The sequence below is a fragment of the Saccharopolyspora sp. 6M genome, assembly GCF_020176775.1.
Lineage (GTDB): Bacteria > Actinomycetota > Actinomycetes > Mycobacteriales > Pseudonocardiaceae > Saccharopolyspora_C > Saccharopolyspora_C gregorii.
Map to the genome: position 1 here is coordinate 19,044 of NZ_JAIUJZ010000131.1, position 15,653 is coordinate 34,696.

The 15,653-nt window shown below is 73.2% G+C and carries 14 protein-coding genes and 1 riboswitch; of the genes, 11 read left to right on the forward strand and 3 right to left on the reverse strand.

From position 1 onward, the window contains the following. The 4 genes from LCD31_RS29600 (at nucleotide 1) to LCD31_RS17870 (ending at nucleotide 6,022) form a co-directional block, all read left to right on the forward strand. Nucleotides 1-2,460 (forward strand): PfaD family polyunsaturated fatty acid/polyketide biosynthesis protein, encoded by a 2,460-nt coding sequence (locus LCD31_RS29600; RefSeq protein ID WP_224959601.1) that lies wholly within the window; start codon nucleotides 1-3, stop codon nucleotides 2,458-2,460. Next, complete coding sequence (locus tag LCD31_RS17860; RefSeq protein ID WP_224959602.1) at nucleotides 2,460-3,473, forward strand: NADP-dependent oxidoreductase; 1,014 nt, start codon at nucleotides 2,460-2,462, stop codon at nucleotides 3,471-3,473. The genes LCD31_RS29600 and LCD31_RS17860 overlap by 1 nt, the downstream gene beginning before the upstream one ends. Nucleotides 3,474-3,885: 412 nt before the next feature. Then, the gene (locus LCD31_RS17865; RefSeq protein ID WP_224959603.1) at nucleotides 3,886-4,707 is read left to right on the forward strand and encodes a cyclopropane-fatty-acyl-phospholipid synthase family protein; all 822 of its coding nucleotides are present in this window, start codon (nucleotides 3,886-3,888) and stop codon (nucleotides 4,705-4,707) included. 109 nt (nucleotides 4,708-4,816) lie between these two features. Then, the gene (locus LCD31_RS17870) at nucleotides 4,817-6,022 is read left to right on the forward strand and encodes a cytochrome P450 (RefSeq protein ID WP_224959618.1); all 1,206 of its coding nucleotides are present in this window, start codon (nucleotides 4,817-4,819) and stop codon (nucleotides 6,020-6,022) included. 3 nt (nucleotides 6,023-6,025) lie between these two features. On the opposite strand, the gene LCD31_RS17875 is transcribed toward LCD31_RS17870, so the two are convergent. After that, nucleotides 6,026-8,215 (reverse strand): DEAD/DEAH box helicase, encoded by a 2,190-nt coding sequence (locus tag LCD31_RS17875; RefSeq protein ID WP_224959604.1) that lies wholly within the window; start codon nucleotides 8,213-8,215, stop codon nucleotides 6,026-6,028. A gap of 185 nt (nucleotides 8,216-8,400) precedes the next feature. Between LCD31_RS17875 and LCD31_RS17880 the strand changes: the two genes are divergently transcribed. From LCD31_RS17880 to LCD31_RS17905, 6 genes are all read left to right on the forward strand, one after another. Next, on the forward strand, nucleotides 8,401-8,721 hold the full coding sequence (locus tag LCD31_RS17880; protein ID WP_224959605.1) for a multidrug efflux SMR transporter: 321 nt from the start codon (nucleotides 8,401-8,403) through the stop codon (nucleotides 8,719-8,721). After that, nucleotides 8,718-9,092, forward strand: a complete 375-nt coding sequence (locus LCD31_RS17885; protein WP_224959606.1) for a multidrug efflux SMR transporter — start codon at nucleotides 8,718-8,720, stop codon at nucleotides 9,090-9,092. The genes LCD31_RS17880 and LCD31_RS17885 overlap by 4 nt, the downstream gene beginning before the upstream one ends. Then, on the forward strand, nucleotides 9,067-9,603 hold the full coding sequence (locus tag LCD31_RS17890; RefSeq protein ID WP_224959607.1) for a TetR/AcrR family transcriptional regulator: 537 nt from the start codon (nucleotides 9,067-9,069) through the stop codon (nucleotides 9,601-9,603). The genes LCD31_RS17885 and LCD31_RS17890 overlap by 26 nt, the downstream gene beginning before the upstream one ends. A gap of 295 nt (nucleotides 9,604-9,898) precedes the next feature. Continuing rightward, nucleotides 9,899-10,032: riboswitch (cobalamin riboswitch) on the forward strand. 83 nt (nucleotides 10,033-10,115) lie between these two features. Then, on the forward strand, nucleotides 10,116-11,132 hold the full coding sequence (locus tag LCD31_RS17895) for an ABC transporter substrate-binding protein (protein WP_224959608.1): 1,017 nt from the start codon (nucleotides 10,116-10,118) through the stop codon (nucleotides 11,130-11,132). Continuing rightward, complete coding sequence (locus LCD31_RS17900; protein WP_224959610.1) at nucleotides 11,129-12,151, forward strand: iron ABC transporter permease; 1,023 nt, start codon at nucleotides 11,129-11,131, stop codon at nucleotides 12,149-12,151. The genes LCD31_RS17895 and LCD31_RS17900 overlap by 4 nt, the downstream gene beginning before the upstream one ends. Further along, nucleotides 12,148-12,921 carry an ABC transporter ATP-binding protein gene (locus LCD31_RS17905; protein ID WP_224959612.1) on the forward strand — a complete coding sequence of 258 codons (774 nt, stop codon included), beginning with the start codon at nucleotides 12,148-12,150 and terminating at the stop codon, nucleotides 12,919-12,921. Before LCD31_RS17900 ends, LCD31_RS17905 begins: the two co-directional genes overlap by 4 nt. Here LCD31_RS17905 and LCD31_RS17910 read toward each other — a convergent pair. Beyond that, nucleotides 12,911-13,744: an LLM class flavin-dependent oxidoreductase gene (locus tag LCD31_RS17910; RefSeq protein WP_224959620.1), complete on the reverse strand. Its 834-nt coding sequence runs from the start codon at nucleotides 13,742-13,744 to the stop codon at nucleotides 12,911-12,913. The two genes, LCD31_RS17905 and LCD31_RS17910, sit on opposite strands and share 11 nt — an antisense overlap. 425 nt (nucleotides 13,745-14,169) lie before the next feature. On the opposite strand from LCD31_RS17910, the gene LCD31_RS17915 reads away from it, so the two are divergent. Continuing rightward, entirely contained in the window at nucleotides 14,170-14,748 is a 579-nt protein-coding gene (locus tag LCD31_RS17915) for a TetR/AcrR family transcriptional regulator (protein ID WP_374201667.1), read from the forward strand. Nucleotides 14,749-14,927: 179 nt separating this feature from the next. On the opposite strand, the gene LCD31_RS17920 is transcribed toward LCD31_RS17915, so the two are convergent. Beyond that, the coding region (locus tag LCD31_RS17920; RefSeq protein WP_255623287.1) for a putative glycoside hydrolase at nucleotides 14,928-15,653 on the reverse strand (726 nt) is incomplete at its 5' end.

Sequence of the window (15,653 nt, forward strand, 5' to 3'; positions counted from 1 at the left end):
GTGCGGGCGGTGATCTTCCCCGGGCAGGGCGCGCAGCGGCGCGGCATGGGGGAGGAGCTGTTCGACGCCTACCCGGACGCCGAGCAGGAGGCCTCCGAGATCCTCGGCCGCTCGATCCGGCGGTTGTGCCTGGAGGACCCGGACAAGGAGCTGGGCGACACCCGCTGCACGCAGCCCGCCCTGTACGTCGTCGGCACCCTGGCGCACCGGCGGTGGCGCGAGGACGGCGGCACGGCCGACCGGTACGCGGGGCACAGCCTCGGCGAGTACTGCGCGCTGCACGCGGCGGGCGCCTTCGACTTCGCCACCGGGCTGCGGCTGGTGCGGCGCCGCGGGGAGCTGATGGCGCAGGCGCGCGGTGGCGGCATGGTCGCCGTGCTCGGGCTGGAACCGCCGCGGCTGCGGGAACTGCTCGACGAGGGCGGGTTCGGTTCGCTGGTCGTGGCCAACGACAACGCGCCCGCGCAGCAGGTCGTCTCCGGCGCGGTCGAGGTGATCGGCGACCTGGTGCCGTACCTGGAGGCGCGCGAGGTCCGCTGCGCCCGGCTGAACGTCTCCGGCGCGTTCCACTCCCCGCTGATGGCGGCCGCGAAGGACGAATTCTCCCGCTACCTGGCGGAATTCCGGCTCGGTGATCCGCTGGTACCGGTGATCGCGAACGCCACCGCGCTGCCGTACCCGCCGGGGGAGACCGCGCGGCTGCTGGCCGAGCAGGTGGTCAGCCCGGTGCGGTGGACGGAAGGCGTGCGGCACCTGCTGGACGCGGGTGTCACCGAGTTCGTGGAGCTCGGCGGGCGCGTCGTCGGCAAGCTCGTCGAGCAGATCCGCGCGGCGCCGGAACCGGCACCGCGTCCGGAACCGGTGGCCGAAGCGGGATCGCGACCGGAACTGACGCGGCGTCCGGAACCGGTGGCCGAGGCGGCGCGGCGTCCGGAACCGGCCCCGAGCCCGGAACCGACCCCGAGCCCGGAACCGGCGCGGCCCCGCGCTCCGGAGCGAACCGCGGCGGTCAACGGGAGTTCCGCACCGCCGGTGGTGCCGACCGGGCCTCCCGCCGCCGACGAGCGCGCCACCCACCTCGGAAGCGAGGTGTTCCGCCGCCGCCACGGCCTGCGCTACGCCTACGCCGGTGGCGGGCTGTACCGCGGGGTCGCCTCCCCGGAGATGGTGGTGCGCTTCGGCCGTGCCGGCATGCTCGGCGTGCTCGGCACCGGTGGGCTCCCGCCCGCCGAGGTCGAGCGCGGCGTCCGCGAGATCCAGCGCGGCCTGCCGGACGGCCGGGCCTACGGGGTGAACCTGCTGGCCGACCACGACGATCCGGCGGCCGAGCGCGAGCAGGTGGAGCTGCTGCTGCGGCTCGGCGTGCGCACCGTCGAGGCCTCCGCGTTCGTCCGGATCACCCCGGCGCTGGTGCGGTTCCGCGCGAGCGGGCTGCGCGCCGGTCCGGACGGGAAACCGGTGTGCGAGCACCGGATCCTCGCGAAGGTGTCCCGTCCCGAGATCGCCGCCGAGTTCCTGGCGCCACCACCGCGGTCCATCTTGGACGGACTGCGCGCGGAGGGCGCGCTCACCGACGAACAGGTGCGGCTGGCGGCCCAGGTGCCGATGAGCCACGACCTCACCGTCGAGGCCGACTCCGGCGGGCACACCGACGGCGGCATCGCGGCGGTGCTGATGCCCGCGATGCTGGGGCTGCGGCAGCGCGCGGTGCGGGAGCACGGCTACGCCGAACCGATCTGCCTCGGCCTCGCCGGTGGTATCGGCACGCCGTCGGCGGTGGCCGCCGCGTTCCTGCTCGGCGCCGACTACGTGCTCACCGGCTCGATCAACCAGTGCACCGCCGAATCGGCGATGAGCGCGCCGGTGAAGGACGTGCTGCAGGACATCGGCGTCGACGACACCGGCTACGCCCCGGCGGGCGACATGTTCGAGATGGGCGCCCAGGTGCAGGTGCTGCGCAAGGGCGTGTTCTTCCCGACGCGGGCGAACAAGCTGTTCGCGCTGCACGCGCACTACGACGGCTGGGAGCAGATCCCGCTGCGCACCAGGGAACTCGTCGAACGCACCTACTTCCGCCGCAGCGCCGAGGAGGTGTGGGACGAGGTGTGCGCCCACCTGCGCTCCCGCGGCCGCGAAGCGCAGATCGCGCAGGCCGAGCAGCAGCCGAAGCTGAAGCTGGCGCGGCTGTTCCGCTGGTACTTCCACTACAGCACCAAGCTCGCGATGAGCGGCGACGAGCACGACAAGGTCAACCGCCAGGTGCACACCGGTCCCGCGCTCGGCGCCTTCAACGACTGGGTGCGGGGCACCGAGCTGCACCCGTGGCAGCACCGGCACGTGGACGAGATCGGCCGCCTGCTGCTGGACGGTGCCGTCGAGACCATCGGCGCGGCCGTCGAGCACTGGCAGGCCACCCTGGCCCCCGGCCCGAACCCGTCGGCTGATACGAGGAGGTCCTGATGACCGCGCCGACCGCGGGAACCGAGATCCGGCTGGCCTCCCGGCCGGACGGGATGCCGGTCCCCGAGAACTTCACCGTCGCCCGGGCCGACCTGCCCGACGTCGGGCCCGGCCAGGTGCTGGTGCGCAACCTGGTGCTCAGCGTCGATCCGTACATGCGGGGCCGGATGAACAACGTGCGCACCTACGTGCCGCCGTTCCAGATCGGCAAACCCCTCGAAGGTGGTGCGGTCGGCGAAGTCCTCGTGTCGCGGTCCCCGCAGCTCGCGGCCGGTGACGTGGTGCTGCACGGGCTCGGCTGGCGCGAGTACGCCGTGGTCGGCGCCGCCGGCGCGACCCGGGTTGACACCACCGCCACCCCGCCCGAGGCGTACCTGGGCGCGCTCGGCATGCCCGGCCACGCCGCCTACGCCGGACTGCTCGAAGCCGCCGAGTTCCGGCCCGGCGACACGGTGTTCATCTCCGGCGCGGCGGGCACCGTCGGCTCGATCGTCGGTCAGATCGCGAAGCTGCGCGGCGCCGCCAAGGTCATCGGCTCGGCGGGCGGCCCGGCGAAGGTGCGCTACCTGACCGAGGAACTCGGGTTCGACCGCGCCTTCGACTACCGGGACGGGCCGATCTGGCAGCAACTGGTCAAGGCCTCCCCGGACGGGTTCGACGTCTACTTCGACAATGTCGGCGGCGACCACCTGGACGCCGCCCTGCTGCTGGCGAGGCCCGGCGCCCGATTCGCGTTGTGCGGCGCCATTTCCCAGTACAACGAGCGCGGTGAGGTGGTGGGGCCGCGGAACCTGGTGCAGGCCATCGGCAAGGGCATCACGCTGCGCGGATTCCTGGTGGGCCACTACGAGCACGTCAAGGACCGGTTCCTCGCGGAGATGGGCGGCTGGCTCGCCCGCGGCGACGTGCGGTGCCGGGAGACCGTGGTGCAGGGCGTCGAGAACACCCCGCAGGCCTTCCTGGACATGCTCGGCGGGAAGAACACCGGCAAGACCCTCGTGCGCGTCGACTGATCCGACCAGGAGATCAAGACCAGTGAATTCCCCAGTGGTTCCGGCAGAATCCGCGGAAGAGTCCCAGGTCGGCCCGCGGCCGGTGTAGTTTCCGGGAGGGGTGCGGTTCCTCGATCACGCCACGATTCCTCGGCGCAGCAAAGGTTTTCGATTGACGCGGCCGATCTCCGGTGTGCCCCGATCGTGCGGGGCAGGACGGTTTCCCCGCGCGGCGGCGGAACTCCGCTGCGGCGCCGTTTCTCCGACAGCCTCCGACGCGGCCCGGTTTCTCCACGACAGCACGGAATCCCCGACGCAGCTTCCCCGGCACAGCTTCCCCGGCACAGCAACGACCTCCGGGCGCCAGGTCGCCGCCGATCGCGCGGACGCCACCGAACCGCTCCGGTCCAGTGAGAACAGAAGGAAGGCCACCATGTCCGCCCAGAACACCACCCTGTCCGTCCCCGAAGAGGTCGGCCTGCTCTACGACCGCCTCACCGCGCTCGACACCGAAGGCACCGGCGGCAGCCTGCACCTCGGATTCTGGGACCTCGACGACTCCGAGGTGCCGCTGGTGGAGGCCGCCGACCGGCTCACCGACATGATGACCGAGCGGTTGCGGTTGCGGGCCGGGCACCGCGTGCTCGACGTCGGCTGCGGACTCGGCCAGCCCGCGAGCCGCATCGCCGCCCGCACCGGAGCCCACGTCACCGGCGTGTCCATCAGCCGGGACCAGATCAGCCGCGCCACCGAGCTCGCGCAGGACGCCGGGCTCGCCGGCCAGGTCGAGTTCCAGCATGCCGACGCGATGAACCTGCCGTTCCCCGACGCCTCCTTCGACGCGGCCATCGCCATCGAGTCGATCTTCCACATGCCCGACCGCGAGCAGGTGCTGAGCGAGATCCAGCGCGTGCTCAAGCCCGGCGGCCGGCTCACCCTCACCGACTTCTTCGCCCGCGGCCCCATTCCCGCGGACAAGCAGGAGCATGTGGACCGCTGCCTGCGCGACTTCATCATGACCCTCGCCGACGGGGACGACTACCTGCCGATGCTGCGCCGCGCCGGGCTGCGGTTCGCCGAACTGCTCGACATCACCGAGCAGAGCGTGCGCCCCACCTTCCAGCAGATGAGCGCCGCCAACGACCAGCTCGACCCGGTTTTCCAGGAGGAGGCGGACACGAAGTTCAGCCCCGCCGACATGGTGGACGTGGACGAGTTCGGCTCGGTCCTGCTGACCGCCGAGAAGCCCGCCTGATCTCCGCGGGTCCACCCAGGTGAATGGCCCATCCGTCCCGGGAACGCGGGCCGGTGGGCCGTTCACCTCCCCGCCGATCGTTGATGAGGGATGGTCTGCTGTGACCGAGATGGTCGAACACGACGACACCGCCTTGGCGTTCCCGCCGCCGCGGAGGTGCCCGTACCGGCTACCGGACGAATACCCGGAACTGCGGGAGAACTCGCCGGTGCAGCGCGTGCTGCTGCCCACCGGCAGGCACGCGTGGATCGTCACCCGCTACGAGGACGTGCGCAAGGCGCTCATCGACCCGCGGCTGAGCTCCGACCGCGGTGACCCGAACTTCCCGCACATGGTGGAGCTCGCCAAGAGCGACAACGACTCCACCCTGTCGCTGGCCGGGATGGACCCGCCGGTGCACACCCGCGCCCGCCGGGCCGTCGTCGGCGAGTTCACCGTGCGCAAGACCGAGGCGCTGCGACCCCGCGTCCAGCAGATCGTCGACGAGGCGGTGGACGCGATGCTGGCCGGGCCGCAGCCGGCCGACCTGGTGCGGGCGCTGTCGTTCCCGGTGCCGTCGCTGGTGATCTGCGAACTGCTCGGCGTGTCCTACGCCGACCACGAGTTCTTCGAGGACCGCACCTCGACGATGCTCAACACCACCGAGCCGCCGCTGGCCCGGCAGCGCGCCTTCTTCGACCTCCAGTCCTACTTGGACGAACTGGTGACGGCGAAGGAGGCGGAGCCCGGCGACGACCTGCTCAGCCGACAGGCCGCGAAACCGGCCGAGGAGCGCTCCTACGACCACGCCGAGCTCGTCGACCTCGCGTTCCTGCTGCTGACCGCGGGGCACGACACCACCGGCAACATGATCTCGCTGGGCTCGCTGGCGCTGATGCAGAACCCGCGGCTGCGGGACCGGGTCATCGCCGAACCGGGACGCACCCTCGAAGTCGTGGACGAGCTGCTGCGCTACTTCAGCATCACCGACCTGATCACGGTGCGGATCGCCAAGGACGACCTGGAGATCGGCGGCCAGCCCATCAAGGCGGGGGAGGGCGTGTTCGCGCTCGGCGGCTCCGCCAACCGCGACCCGGCCGCGTTCGAGCGCCCCGAGGAGATCGACGTGGAGCGCGGCGCCCGCCAGCACGTCGCGTTCGGCTATGGCCCGCACCAGTGCCTCGGCCAGAACCTGGCCCGGATGGAACTGGAGATCGTCTACAACACCCTGTTCCGCAAGATCCCCGGCCTGCGCCCGACGGCCGCGCTCGACGAGATCCCGCTCAAGAACGACGCGGCCATCTTCGGCCTGCACGCCCTCCCCGTCACCTGGTGAGGATCAGCCGAGGCCGAGGCGGTCGCGTTCCACCTCGACGATGCGGCGTTCGACGGGGACGGTGGCGTCGTGCAGGCGGCGTTCGTCCAGGGGACGGGTGTTGAGCGCCTCGGGGTCGGTGAGCTTCGCGGCGCTCTCCCGGGCGTAGGCGTCGAACAGGCGCGATTTCCCCTCGAGGAGTTCGCGGAGCCGCTGGTCCACGGTGTCCTTGGCGAGGATGCGGTGCACGTGGACCTTGCGGGTCTGGCCCATCCGGTGGCAGCGGGCGATGGCCTGCTCCTCCGCGCTGGGTTTCAGCTGCGGTTCGGCGAGCACCACCACGTTCGCGGCCTGGATGTTGAGCCCGGTGCCGCCCGCGTCGATCTGGGCGAGCAGCACGGCGTGCCCGTCCCGCTCGGAGAACTCGTCGACGAGTCCTTGCTTGTCGGTGAGGTGGCCGTCCAGGTCCTTCGGCATCGCGGCGGGCCCGACGGCCTCGCGGACGGCGGCGAGCACCGGCCGGAAGAAGGTGAACACGACGACCTTCCACCGCTGCTGCGCGGCTTCCTCGACGATCTCCCGCAGCCGCGCCAGCTTCGCCGAACCGGCCTGCTCGTAGGCGGTGCGCCGCATGGCCATCAGGTTCCCCGACGCCACCGCGTTCCGGTAGGCGGTGTCGTCGGAGCCGGTGAGCTCGACCCAGTCCTCCAGCTCGATGAGCTCGGGCAGTTCGGTGAGCACGTCCTCCTGGTTGCGCCGCAGGTACACCGGTGCCACCGCCCGCCGGAACCGGCCCGGCGCCAGCGCGTCCCGCGCGTCGAGCCGGGCGGCCACCTCCGGTTGCAGGTAGCCGACGAGGGTGCGGAACTCGTCGACGCGGTTCTCCATCGGGGTGCCGGTGAGCAGCAGCGCGCGGTCCGCCCGGCCCACCAGGGACACCACCGCCCGGGAGCGCTGCGCCTGCGGGTTCTTCACGTAGTGCGCCTCGTCCACCACGACCATCGACAGCGGCGCGTCCGCCACCCCGCGCAGCCGTTGCAGGGTGTCGAACGAGGTGACGGCGACCCCGCCGTCGCGCAGCCACTCGCGGGTGGCTGCGTCCCGGTCCGGGCCGTGCAGCGGGTGCGGCACGAGCGCGCTGCGCCGGGACGTCTCGTGCACCCAGTTGATCAGCACTCCGGCCGGGCACACCACCAGGAAGTGGGTGCCGCCGCGCGCGGTGAGGTGCGCCATCGCGGCCAGCGCCTCCACCGTCTTGCCCAGGCCCATCTCGTCGCCGAGGATCGACTTCCGCCGCGCCAGGGCGAACTTCGCGCCGAACGCCTGGTAGCCGCGCAGCGCGACCCGCATCAGCCCGGTGTCGAGCCCGGTCGCGGTGACCTGCCGCTCCTGCTCCGGCGGCAGCTGCCCGGTGGCGGCTCCGGCGGCGGTCCCGGCGTGGCCGGTGAGCTCGGCGAGCAGCGTGTTGTAGGTGGCGGCGCGGCGTTCGTAGTCCTGCCACAGCGCCGCGGGCGCCAGCCGCTCCTCCGCGCCGACGGCGTCCGCCGCGGTGGCGCGAACCTGCCGGATGCCGGGTTCGGCGAGCAGCCCGTCCAGCCGCGCCCGCGCGTCGAGCGCGGCGGCCCCGCGACCGGCCCCGGTGAACCACATCCGCAGCCTGCTGCGGGTCCGCTGCGCAGGCGGTTCCAGCTCGTCGAGGGTGCCGAGCCCGCGCCGGATCTCCTCCTGCAGCGCGGAGATCCGCTCTCCGGCGAGTTCCCAGGCGCGCACCGCCGCCAGCAGCGCGGCGTGCTCCGGATCGCGCCGGTCCGGGTCGAGGCGCACCACGACGTCCTGCGCGCCGGCCTGCGCGAGGCGCCCGGCGGCGTCCGCGGCCTGTCGCGCGATGGCCGGGCCGACGCCGGGCACGGTCTGCAACCGCTCCGGGGTCGCGGCGGCCACGTCGGCGACGGTGCGGAAGCCGGCGCGTTCCAGCTCGCCGAGCCGCAGCCTGCCCTGCGCGGCTTCGCGGAGCCTGCCGACCGGCATCGCGCGCAACCGCTCCCACGCCTCCCGCTGCCGGAACGCGTCGTACCGCCGCCGCGCCAGCGCGCGCAGCCGGTCCGGTTCGGCGAGCAGCCCGTGCGCGGCCGCGCGAAACGACCGCGCCCCGGCCAGCGCGGCGCGCGCCGCGCGACCCGCCTTCACCTCGCCTGGCTCGTCGTCGAGCTGCATGCTTCCTCCCCAGGAATCCCGTGCTCGTCAGTACCGCACCGTCCGAGCGTGCGGGCAGCCACCGAGCGGGTGGTCCGCGACCGCGGCACCCCGACAAGCCTGCCGGATCACCGGACGCCGGTGCCGCAGGGTCCGCCGGGACGGCCGCTTGCCATTTATGAACAGCTGTACATACTCTTGTCGGCATGACGTTCGGGATGCTGTGCCTGGCCATCGCCGCGGGGCTGTGCGGTTCGCTGTGCACCCGGGCCTCGCGCGGATTCACCCGCTGGGGCTGGGGGATCGCGGCGATCGCCGGGTACGCGATCGCGACCGTGCTGCTGTCCTGGCTGGTGCAGCGGCTGCCGGTCGGACTCGTGTACGCGGTGTGGACGGGCGCCGCGGCGGTGGTGCTGGTGGCCGTGGACCGGGTCTTCTTCGCGGTGCGCACCAGCCGGGTGCAGCTCGGCGGCATGGCGGTGACGCTGCTCGGCATCGTGCTGCTCGGCACCGGGACGGGCGGATGAGCGCGGCGCGCCGGGCGTGGGCGCACCTCGCGGGCACCATCGTGCTGGAGATCGTCGCCACCCTGGCGCTGCGGGCCTCCGCCGGTTTCACCGCGCCGGTGCCGTCGGCGGTCGCGGTGGTCGGCTACGGTGCGACGGTCGTGCTGCTGTCGCGGGCGCTGCGGGTGATCCCGCTGGGCGTGGCCTACGTGATCTGGACCGGCGCGGGGACGGCCGGGGTCGCGCTGCTGGGATCGGTGCTGTTCGCCGACCACCTGCCCCCGGTGGCATGGCTCGGCGTCGCGTGCGTGATCGGCGGCGTCGCGATGATCAACCTGGCGAGGCGGGATTCGCGGGAGGAACGCGGTGCGGCCGAAGAACACCCCGAATGATCCCGAACGGCGGGAGCGGATCGTGGACGCCGCGATCCAGCTGATCCGCGACGGCGGCACCTCCCGCGTCACCGCGCGCGCCGCCGCGCAGCAGGCCGGGGTGCCCGTCGGTTCCGTCGCCTACCACTTCGAATCGGTGCGCGCGCTGCTGATCGAGGCGAGCAGGCGGGTGCTGCGTTCCCGCGCCGAGTCCCTCGACGAGTGGCTGCGCGGGGTCACCGCGGACACCGTCGTCGCCCGGCTCGCCGAGCTGGTCCACCACCACCTCACCGCGGAGCGCGGCACCAGCGTCGTCACCTACGAGCTGTACGTCCTCGGCATGCGCGACCCGGAATTCCGCGCGGTGAGCCGTGCTTCGCTGGTCCACCTGCGGGAGAAGCTGGCCGAAGTGCTGCCCGCTCCGGCGGCGGACCGGCTCGCCGCGACCGCCGACGGCTACCAGATGCAATGCCTCTTCGAGGAGCGAACCCCGCCGGTGGAGAACATCCGCACGATGTTGCAACCGGACTGATGTCTGTTCGTCCGTTGCTCGGGGGTCGTTCCCTGTCAGCGGGGAAGCCGCTGAGCAGCGACCACGCGCGCAGGTCGACCACCCGCGGGTTCTCAGCGCTTTCCTCGCGAGAACAGCGTTTTCGCATGTGGCGGAGCCACCTGTGAAAACGATCCCGCAGCGAGGAAAGCGCTGAGTCCGCCACCCATCCCCGAAAGCAGAACGAGTGGCGGTGCCCGCAGCGAGGAACATCACCTTGATGGGGTAGTGGTATGTCCGGTTAGGGTGCTCGGGAGCCAGTCGCGCCCGCGAGGGCAGGGAATCCGGTCGGAATCCGGAGCTGACGCGCAGCGGTAGGGGCGATGGGCGAGGAACGGCCGCACGGCCGCGACCACTGGACCACCGGGTCCGGGAAGGGACCTCGCCCGGCGAACCCGAGCCCGAAGACCTGGCTGGCTCCCCGGACCGCACTCGGTGCCGGGTCGCAGCCTGCCGGGCCCCGCGCATGGGTCCGGGGTGAGGAACCACGTGACATGCCGTTCTCGCGCCCCCGCGCGTTCCGGGCCGGACTGGTGGCGTTGACCGCGACCGTGCTGGCCTCCTGCGCCGCCCCCGCCGACGACACCGCACCCGCCGCCGGGGCGACGACGCTGCACAACTGCGGCACCGAGGTCACCGTCGCGGAACCGCCGCGGCGGGCGGTGTCGCTGAACCAGTCGACCACCGAGATCATGCTCTCGCTGGGACTGGCCGACCGGATGGTGGGCACCGCGACCTGGACGGAGCCGGTCGACCCGCCGCTGGCCGCGGCGAACGCGCGGGTGCCGAAGCTCGCCGAGAACACCCCGTCGTTCGAGTCCGTGCTGGACACCGAACCGGACATCGTGCTCGGCGCCTACCAGGCCATGTTCACCGACGAGCGCGTCGCCGACCGCGAGCGGTTCACCGAGCTCGGCGTGCCCACCTACCTGTCGCCGAGCAACTGCCTGCCGGAGGAGGCGCCGCTGCCGGAACCGGTGCAGCTGGCCGACATCCACCAGGAGGTGCAGGACATCGCCGACCTGTTCGGCGTCCCCGAGCGGGGCCGGGCGCTCAACGAGCAGCTGCGCGGCCGGGTGGAGGCGGCGCGGCAGAAGGTCGCCGGGCTGGACTCGCGCGGCGACATCTCGGTGCTGTTCTGGTTCGCCCGCACCGAATCCCCGTACGTGGCGGGCTCCACCGGGTCTCCGGCGATCATGGCCAGGGAGCTGGGCGTGCGCAACGCCTACGACGACGTCACCTCGATGTGGCCGCAGGTGTCCTGGGAGGACGTGCTGGCCCGCGACCCGGACCTGCTGGTGCTCGGCGATCTCACCCGCGACGGCGAAGGCGACGGGCTCGCGGCGAAGGAGCGGTTCCTGCACGAGGACCCGGCGGTGTCCCGGCTCGCCGCGGTCCGCGACGACCACCTGCTGAGCATGACCGGCACCGAGCTGAACATCAGCCTCCGCACCGTGCAGGGCATCGAGCGGCTCGCGGACCGGCTCGTCGAGCTGGACCGGCAGCGGTGACGGCGGGGCGGCTGCCCGCCTCCGCCATCGTGCTGGCCGGGATCCCGGCGCTGCTGCTGTCGATCGCCGCCGCGGTCACCCTCGGGCCCGCGGACCTGTCGGTCGCCGACGTGGGCAGCGTGGTGGGGCACCGGCTCGGGCTGGTGGACACCGAGGTGTCCCGCATCGGGCAGGGCATCGTGCTGCAGCTGCGGTTGCCGCGGGCGCTGCTGGCCTCGATCTGCGGTGCCGGGCTGGGGGTGTGCGGGGCGGTATTGCAGTCGCTGGTGCGCAACCCGCTCGCCGACCCGTACCTGCTCGGGGTGTCGGCCGGGGCCTCCACGGGCGCGGTGTCGCTGGTGGTGCTGGGGCTCGGGGCCGGGGCGATCGGGTTGACCGCGGGGGCGTTCGCGGGAGCGCTGGTGGTGTTCGCGCTGGCGCTGCTGCTGGCGTCGGTCGCGGGTGGCGCCGCCGGGCACACCGTGCTGGCCGGGGTCGCGGGCACCCAGCTGTTCTCCGCGCTGACCTCCTACATCGTGATCACGTCGGCGGACGCGGAGCAGACCCGCGGGGTGCTGTTCTGGCTGCTGGGTTCGCTGTCGGGGGCGCGGTGGAACGACGTGGTGCTGGCCGGGATCGTGTGCGTGGCGTGCCTGGTGCTGTGCCTGGCCCGGGCTGGGGCGCTGGACGCGTTCGCGTTCGGCCAGGACGCGGCGGCCTCCCTCGGGGTGCACGTGCAGCGGTTGCGGATCGTGCTGCTGGTGGCGACGGCGCTGCTGGCGGCGACGCTGGTGGCCGCCGCGGGCGCGATCGGGTTCGTCGGCCTGGTGCTGCCGCAGGCGGCGCGGCTGCTGGTCGGACCGCGGCACCGCGCGCTGCTGCCGGTGACGGCGGTGCTGGGCGCGGTGCTGCTGGTGTGGGTGGACGTGCTGGCCACCACGATCGCCGCGCCGCAGGAGGTGCCGGTCGGCGTGGTCACCGCGCTCGTCGGGGTGCCCGCGTTCGCCGTGCTGCTGGCCAAGCGGGGGAGGGTCTCGTGAGCCTGACCGCGAACGACGTGTCCTGGTCGGCCGGGGGAGCGCTGATCCTCGACGGGGTGCGGCTGCGCGTGGAACCCGGGCGGACCGTGGGCCTGCTCGGGCCGAACGGATCCGGGAAGTCCTCGCTGCTGCGGCTGCTCGCGGGCCTGCGCCGACCGGCGAGCGGGACGGTGGCGGTCGGTGACCGGACCACCGACCGCTGGCCGCGCCGCGAGCTGGCCCGGCGGGTGGCGGTGGTCGAGCAGCAGGTCGGCACGGACGTGGACCTCACCGTCGCCGAGGTCGTCGCCCTCGGCCGCACCCCGCACCGCAGCGGCTGGGGCGGGCGGAGCGCGGCGGACGAGGAGATCATCCGCCGCGCCCTGGCGCAGACCGGCCTGGACGGGCTGGCGCACCGGCGCTGGCACGGGCTCTCCGGCGGGGAGCGCCAGCGCGCCCAGATCGCGCGGGCGCTGGCGCAGGAACCGGTGGAGCTGGTGCTGGACGAGCCGACGAACCACCTGGACATCGCCCACCAGCTGGACCTGCTGGCGCTGGTGCGGCGGCTACCGGTGACCAGCGTGATCGCGCTGCACGACCTGAACCTGGCGGGGATGTTCTGCGACGAGCTGGCGGTGCTCTCCGGCGGCCGGGTGGTGGCGGCGGGCACCCCGCGGGAGGTGCTGACCGAGCGGACCATCGCCGAGGTCTACGGCGTCCGCTGCGAGGTGTCCGAAGTGGACGGCCATCCGCACGTCCGGTTCCTGCCGGAGCTGCCGGTCAGCGGATGAGCTCGTCGGCGACCCAGCGGGCGACCCCGGGCGGGAACGGCGCGGGCAGGCCCAGCACCACGTGGGTGAACCCGGCCTCGACCGCCGCGCCGATCGCTTCACGGGTCTCGGCGGGCCGCTCGTAGTCCACCGCCAGGTGGATCGAGCGGGTGATCTCCGCCGGGTCGCGGCCGATCTCGGCGCAGCGGCGGTCCAGCATGGCGCTGCGGGACTTCGCGTCCTCGATGTCGCCGCCGGGGATGTTCCACACGTCCGCGTGCGCGGCGACGATCCGCAGCGTCGCCGCGGCGCGCCCGCCGATGAGGATCGGCGGGTGCGGGCGCTGCACCGGCTTCGGGTTGCCGAACGCGCCGGTCAGCCGCACGTGCTCGCCGTCGAAGTCGAACGGCTCGTCCTCGGTCCACAGCCGTCGGATCACCGTGCAGGCCTCGTCGAGCGCGCCGACCGCGCGGGCGGTGTCGTGGAACGGCATCCCGTGCGCGGCGTACTCGCGGCGGGCCAGCGGGTGGTCCGGCCGGGAGCCGACGCCGATGCCGAAGTCGAGCCGTCCGTCCGAGATGACGTCCACCGTGGTGGCGATCTTCGCCAGCACCGCAGGCGGCCGGAACCGGTTGCTGGTCACCAGCACGCCGACGCGCAACCGGCGGGTGGCGGCGGCGAGGGCGGCGAGCATCGTCCAGCCCTCGTAGACGGGGCCGTCCAGGTCACCGCCGATGGGCATCAGGTGGTCGAACAGCCAGGCGTGCTCGATCTCGGGGATCGCGTCGGCCTCGCGCCAGACCTCCAGGAGGTCGCGGTGGTGCAGGTTCTGCGGGGCGGTCATGATCCCGAAGCTGGTGCGGGTGGAATGCGTCACGGGGGATCCTCCGGTGTCCTCGAGTTTAATCGGAACAAAGTTCCGTTTAATGGGTGCAGATGTGGGGTCGTGGTGGGCGGGACGGGCGCGGCACGGGTCGGCCGGCCGGCGGTGGTGGCATCCGCGGTCGCCGTGCCGCGGCTTCCCCGGCGAGGAGTCGCGGAAGTGCCGTTCTCCTCAGGTTCGTCGCACGGTGGTCGCTCGATCGCACCGGGTCCGCTCGGGGCGGGGAGCCGCGCCGGTGGAGCGCTCCCGCTCGCGCCGGCGCCGCGGTCGGGCGAGGCGTTCCGGTGGCCGTCCCGCTCTGGCATCATGGAACAACCGGAACCGCACTCCGGAAACTATACGGAACAGTGTTCCGCATGGCAAGTCCGCATCGGGAGGGGAGCACGGTGGGCGCAGACGACGGCGCGGCGCGGCCCAAGCGGGCGGACGCCCAGCGCAACGAGAGGACGCTGCTGGACGCCGCCGCCGCGGTGTTCGTCCGCTCCGGCGTGGAAGCCCCGGTGCGCGACATCGCCGCGCAGGCCGGGGTCGGAACCGGCACGATCTACCGGCACTTCCCGACGCGGTCCGACCTCATCATCGCCGTCTACCGGCACCAGATCGAAGCCTGCGCCGAAGCCGGACCGGTGCTGCTGGAGAGCTGCGCGACCCCGTACGCCGCGCTGCGGCGGTGGATCAACCTGTTCGTCGACTTCCTGGTCACCAAGCACGGGCTGGCGAAGGTGCTGCGCTCCGACGAGGACGGGTTCGAGGCGCTGCACGCCTACTTCCTGGACCGGCTGCTGCCGGTGTGCGCGGAACTGCTCGCCGCCGCCGCGCGCTCGGGGGAGATCCGCGCCGACCTGGAGGCCATCGAGCTGATGCGCGGAGTCGGGAACCTCTGCATCGGCGCGGAAGACGACCCGCGCTACGACGCGCGCCGCCTCGTCGACGTCCTCATCGCGGGCCTCCGTGCCGCCTCCTGAACCCGAACCCTCACCGGCCTGAGGACGGCGGCCGAACGACCCGCCCATCCCCGGTTCCGTCGAGGTGAGCGGCCCACCCGCCCGGGGTGGTCGGTCGAACGGGCCACTCATCTGCCGGTTCTGCCGGGGTGAGCGGTCCGCCGGCCTGGCGTGGTCGGCCGGTGGGCCACTCACCTGGGTCAGCGGATGGTCGTGCAGGGTCTGGTGTCCGGGTCCTCCGCCGTGTCGGGTTCCAGGCGCACGTCGGAGAAGGTGACGTCCAGGCGCCGCTGCGCGGAGACCAGGAACGGCGTGTTCACCCGCTCCGGATCCAGGCCCGCCGCGGTGAAGCAGGTCAGCGGGATCTTCACCGTCGTCGTCCGCCCCACCGGCAGCTCCCCGAACAGCTTCGCGGCGGGCAGCGCGCCGGCGCACGGGTAGTGGCAGTGCTCGGCGATCTCCGCGGCGCCCTCGCCCGGTTCCGCGTTGAGCCGCGCTTCGAAGACCAGCGCGCCACCGCCGTCGACGTAGGGCCGCAGGTCCAGCGAGCCCTCCGGGTTCGTGGTCTGCAGGTAGACCTGCGCGGTGGAATCCCCGTTCCACACCACCCGCATCCCGTCCCCGTCGGGGGTGGCCGCGATCTCGCCGGGGTGAGAGGCACCCTCCGGCGGGATGGCGGTGCCGCTCCAGTTGCTGTCGGACCCGAGGTACCCGGCGAAGGACTCGGCGACGGCGTCGCCCTGGTACAGCGGCAGCGGTCCGCCGGGAGCGGTGGATCGGGTGGCGACGGCGAGGACGGCGACGAGACCGACGACGACCACCGCGGCGGCCGCGATCGCGGGCCACCACCACTTCCGGCGGGACGGCGGCCCGGGAGGGGCCGCGACCCGGACCGTCGGTTCCTCGGGCACCGCGCGGGGCGGGGG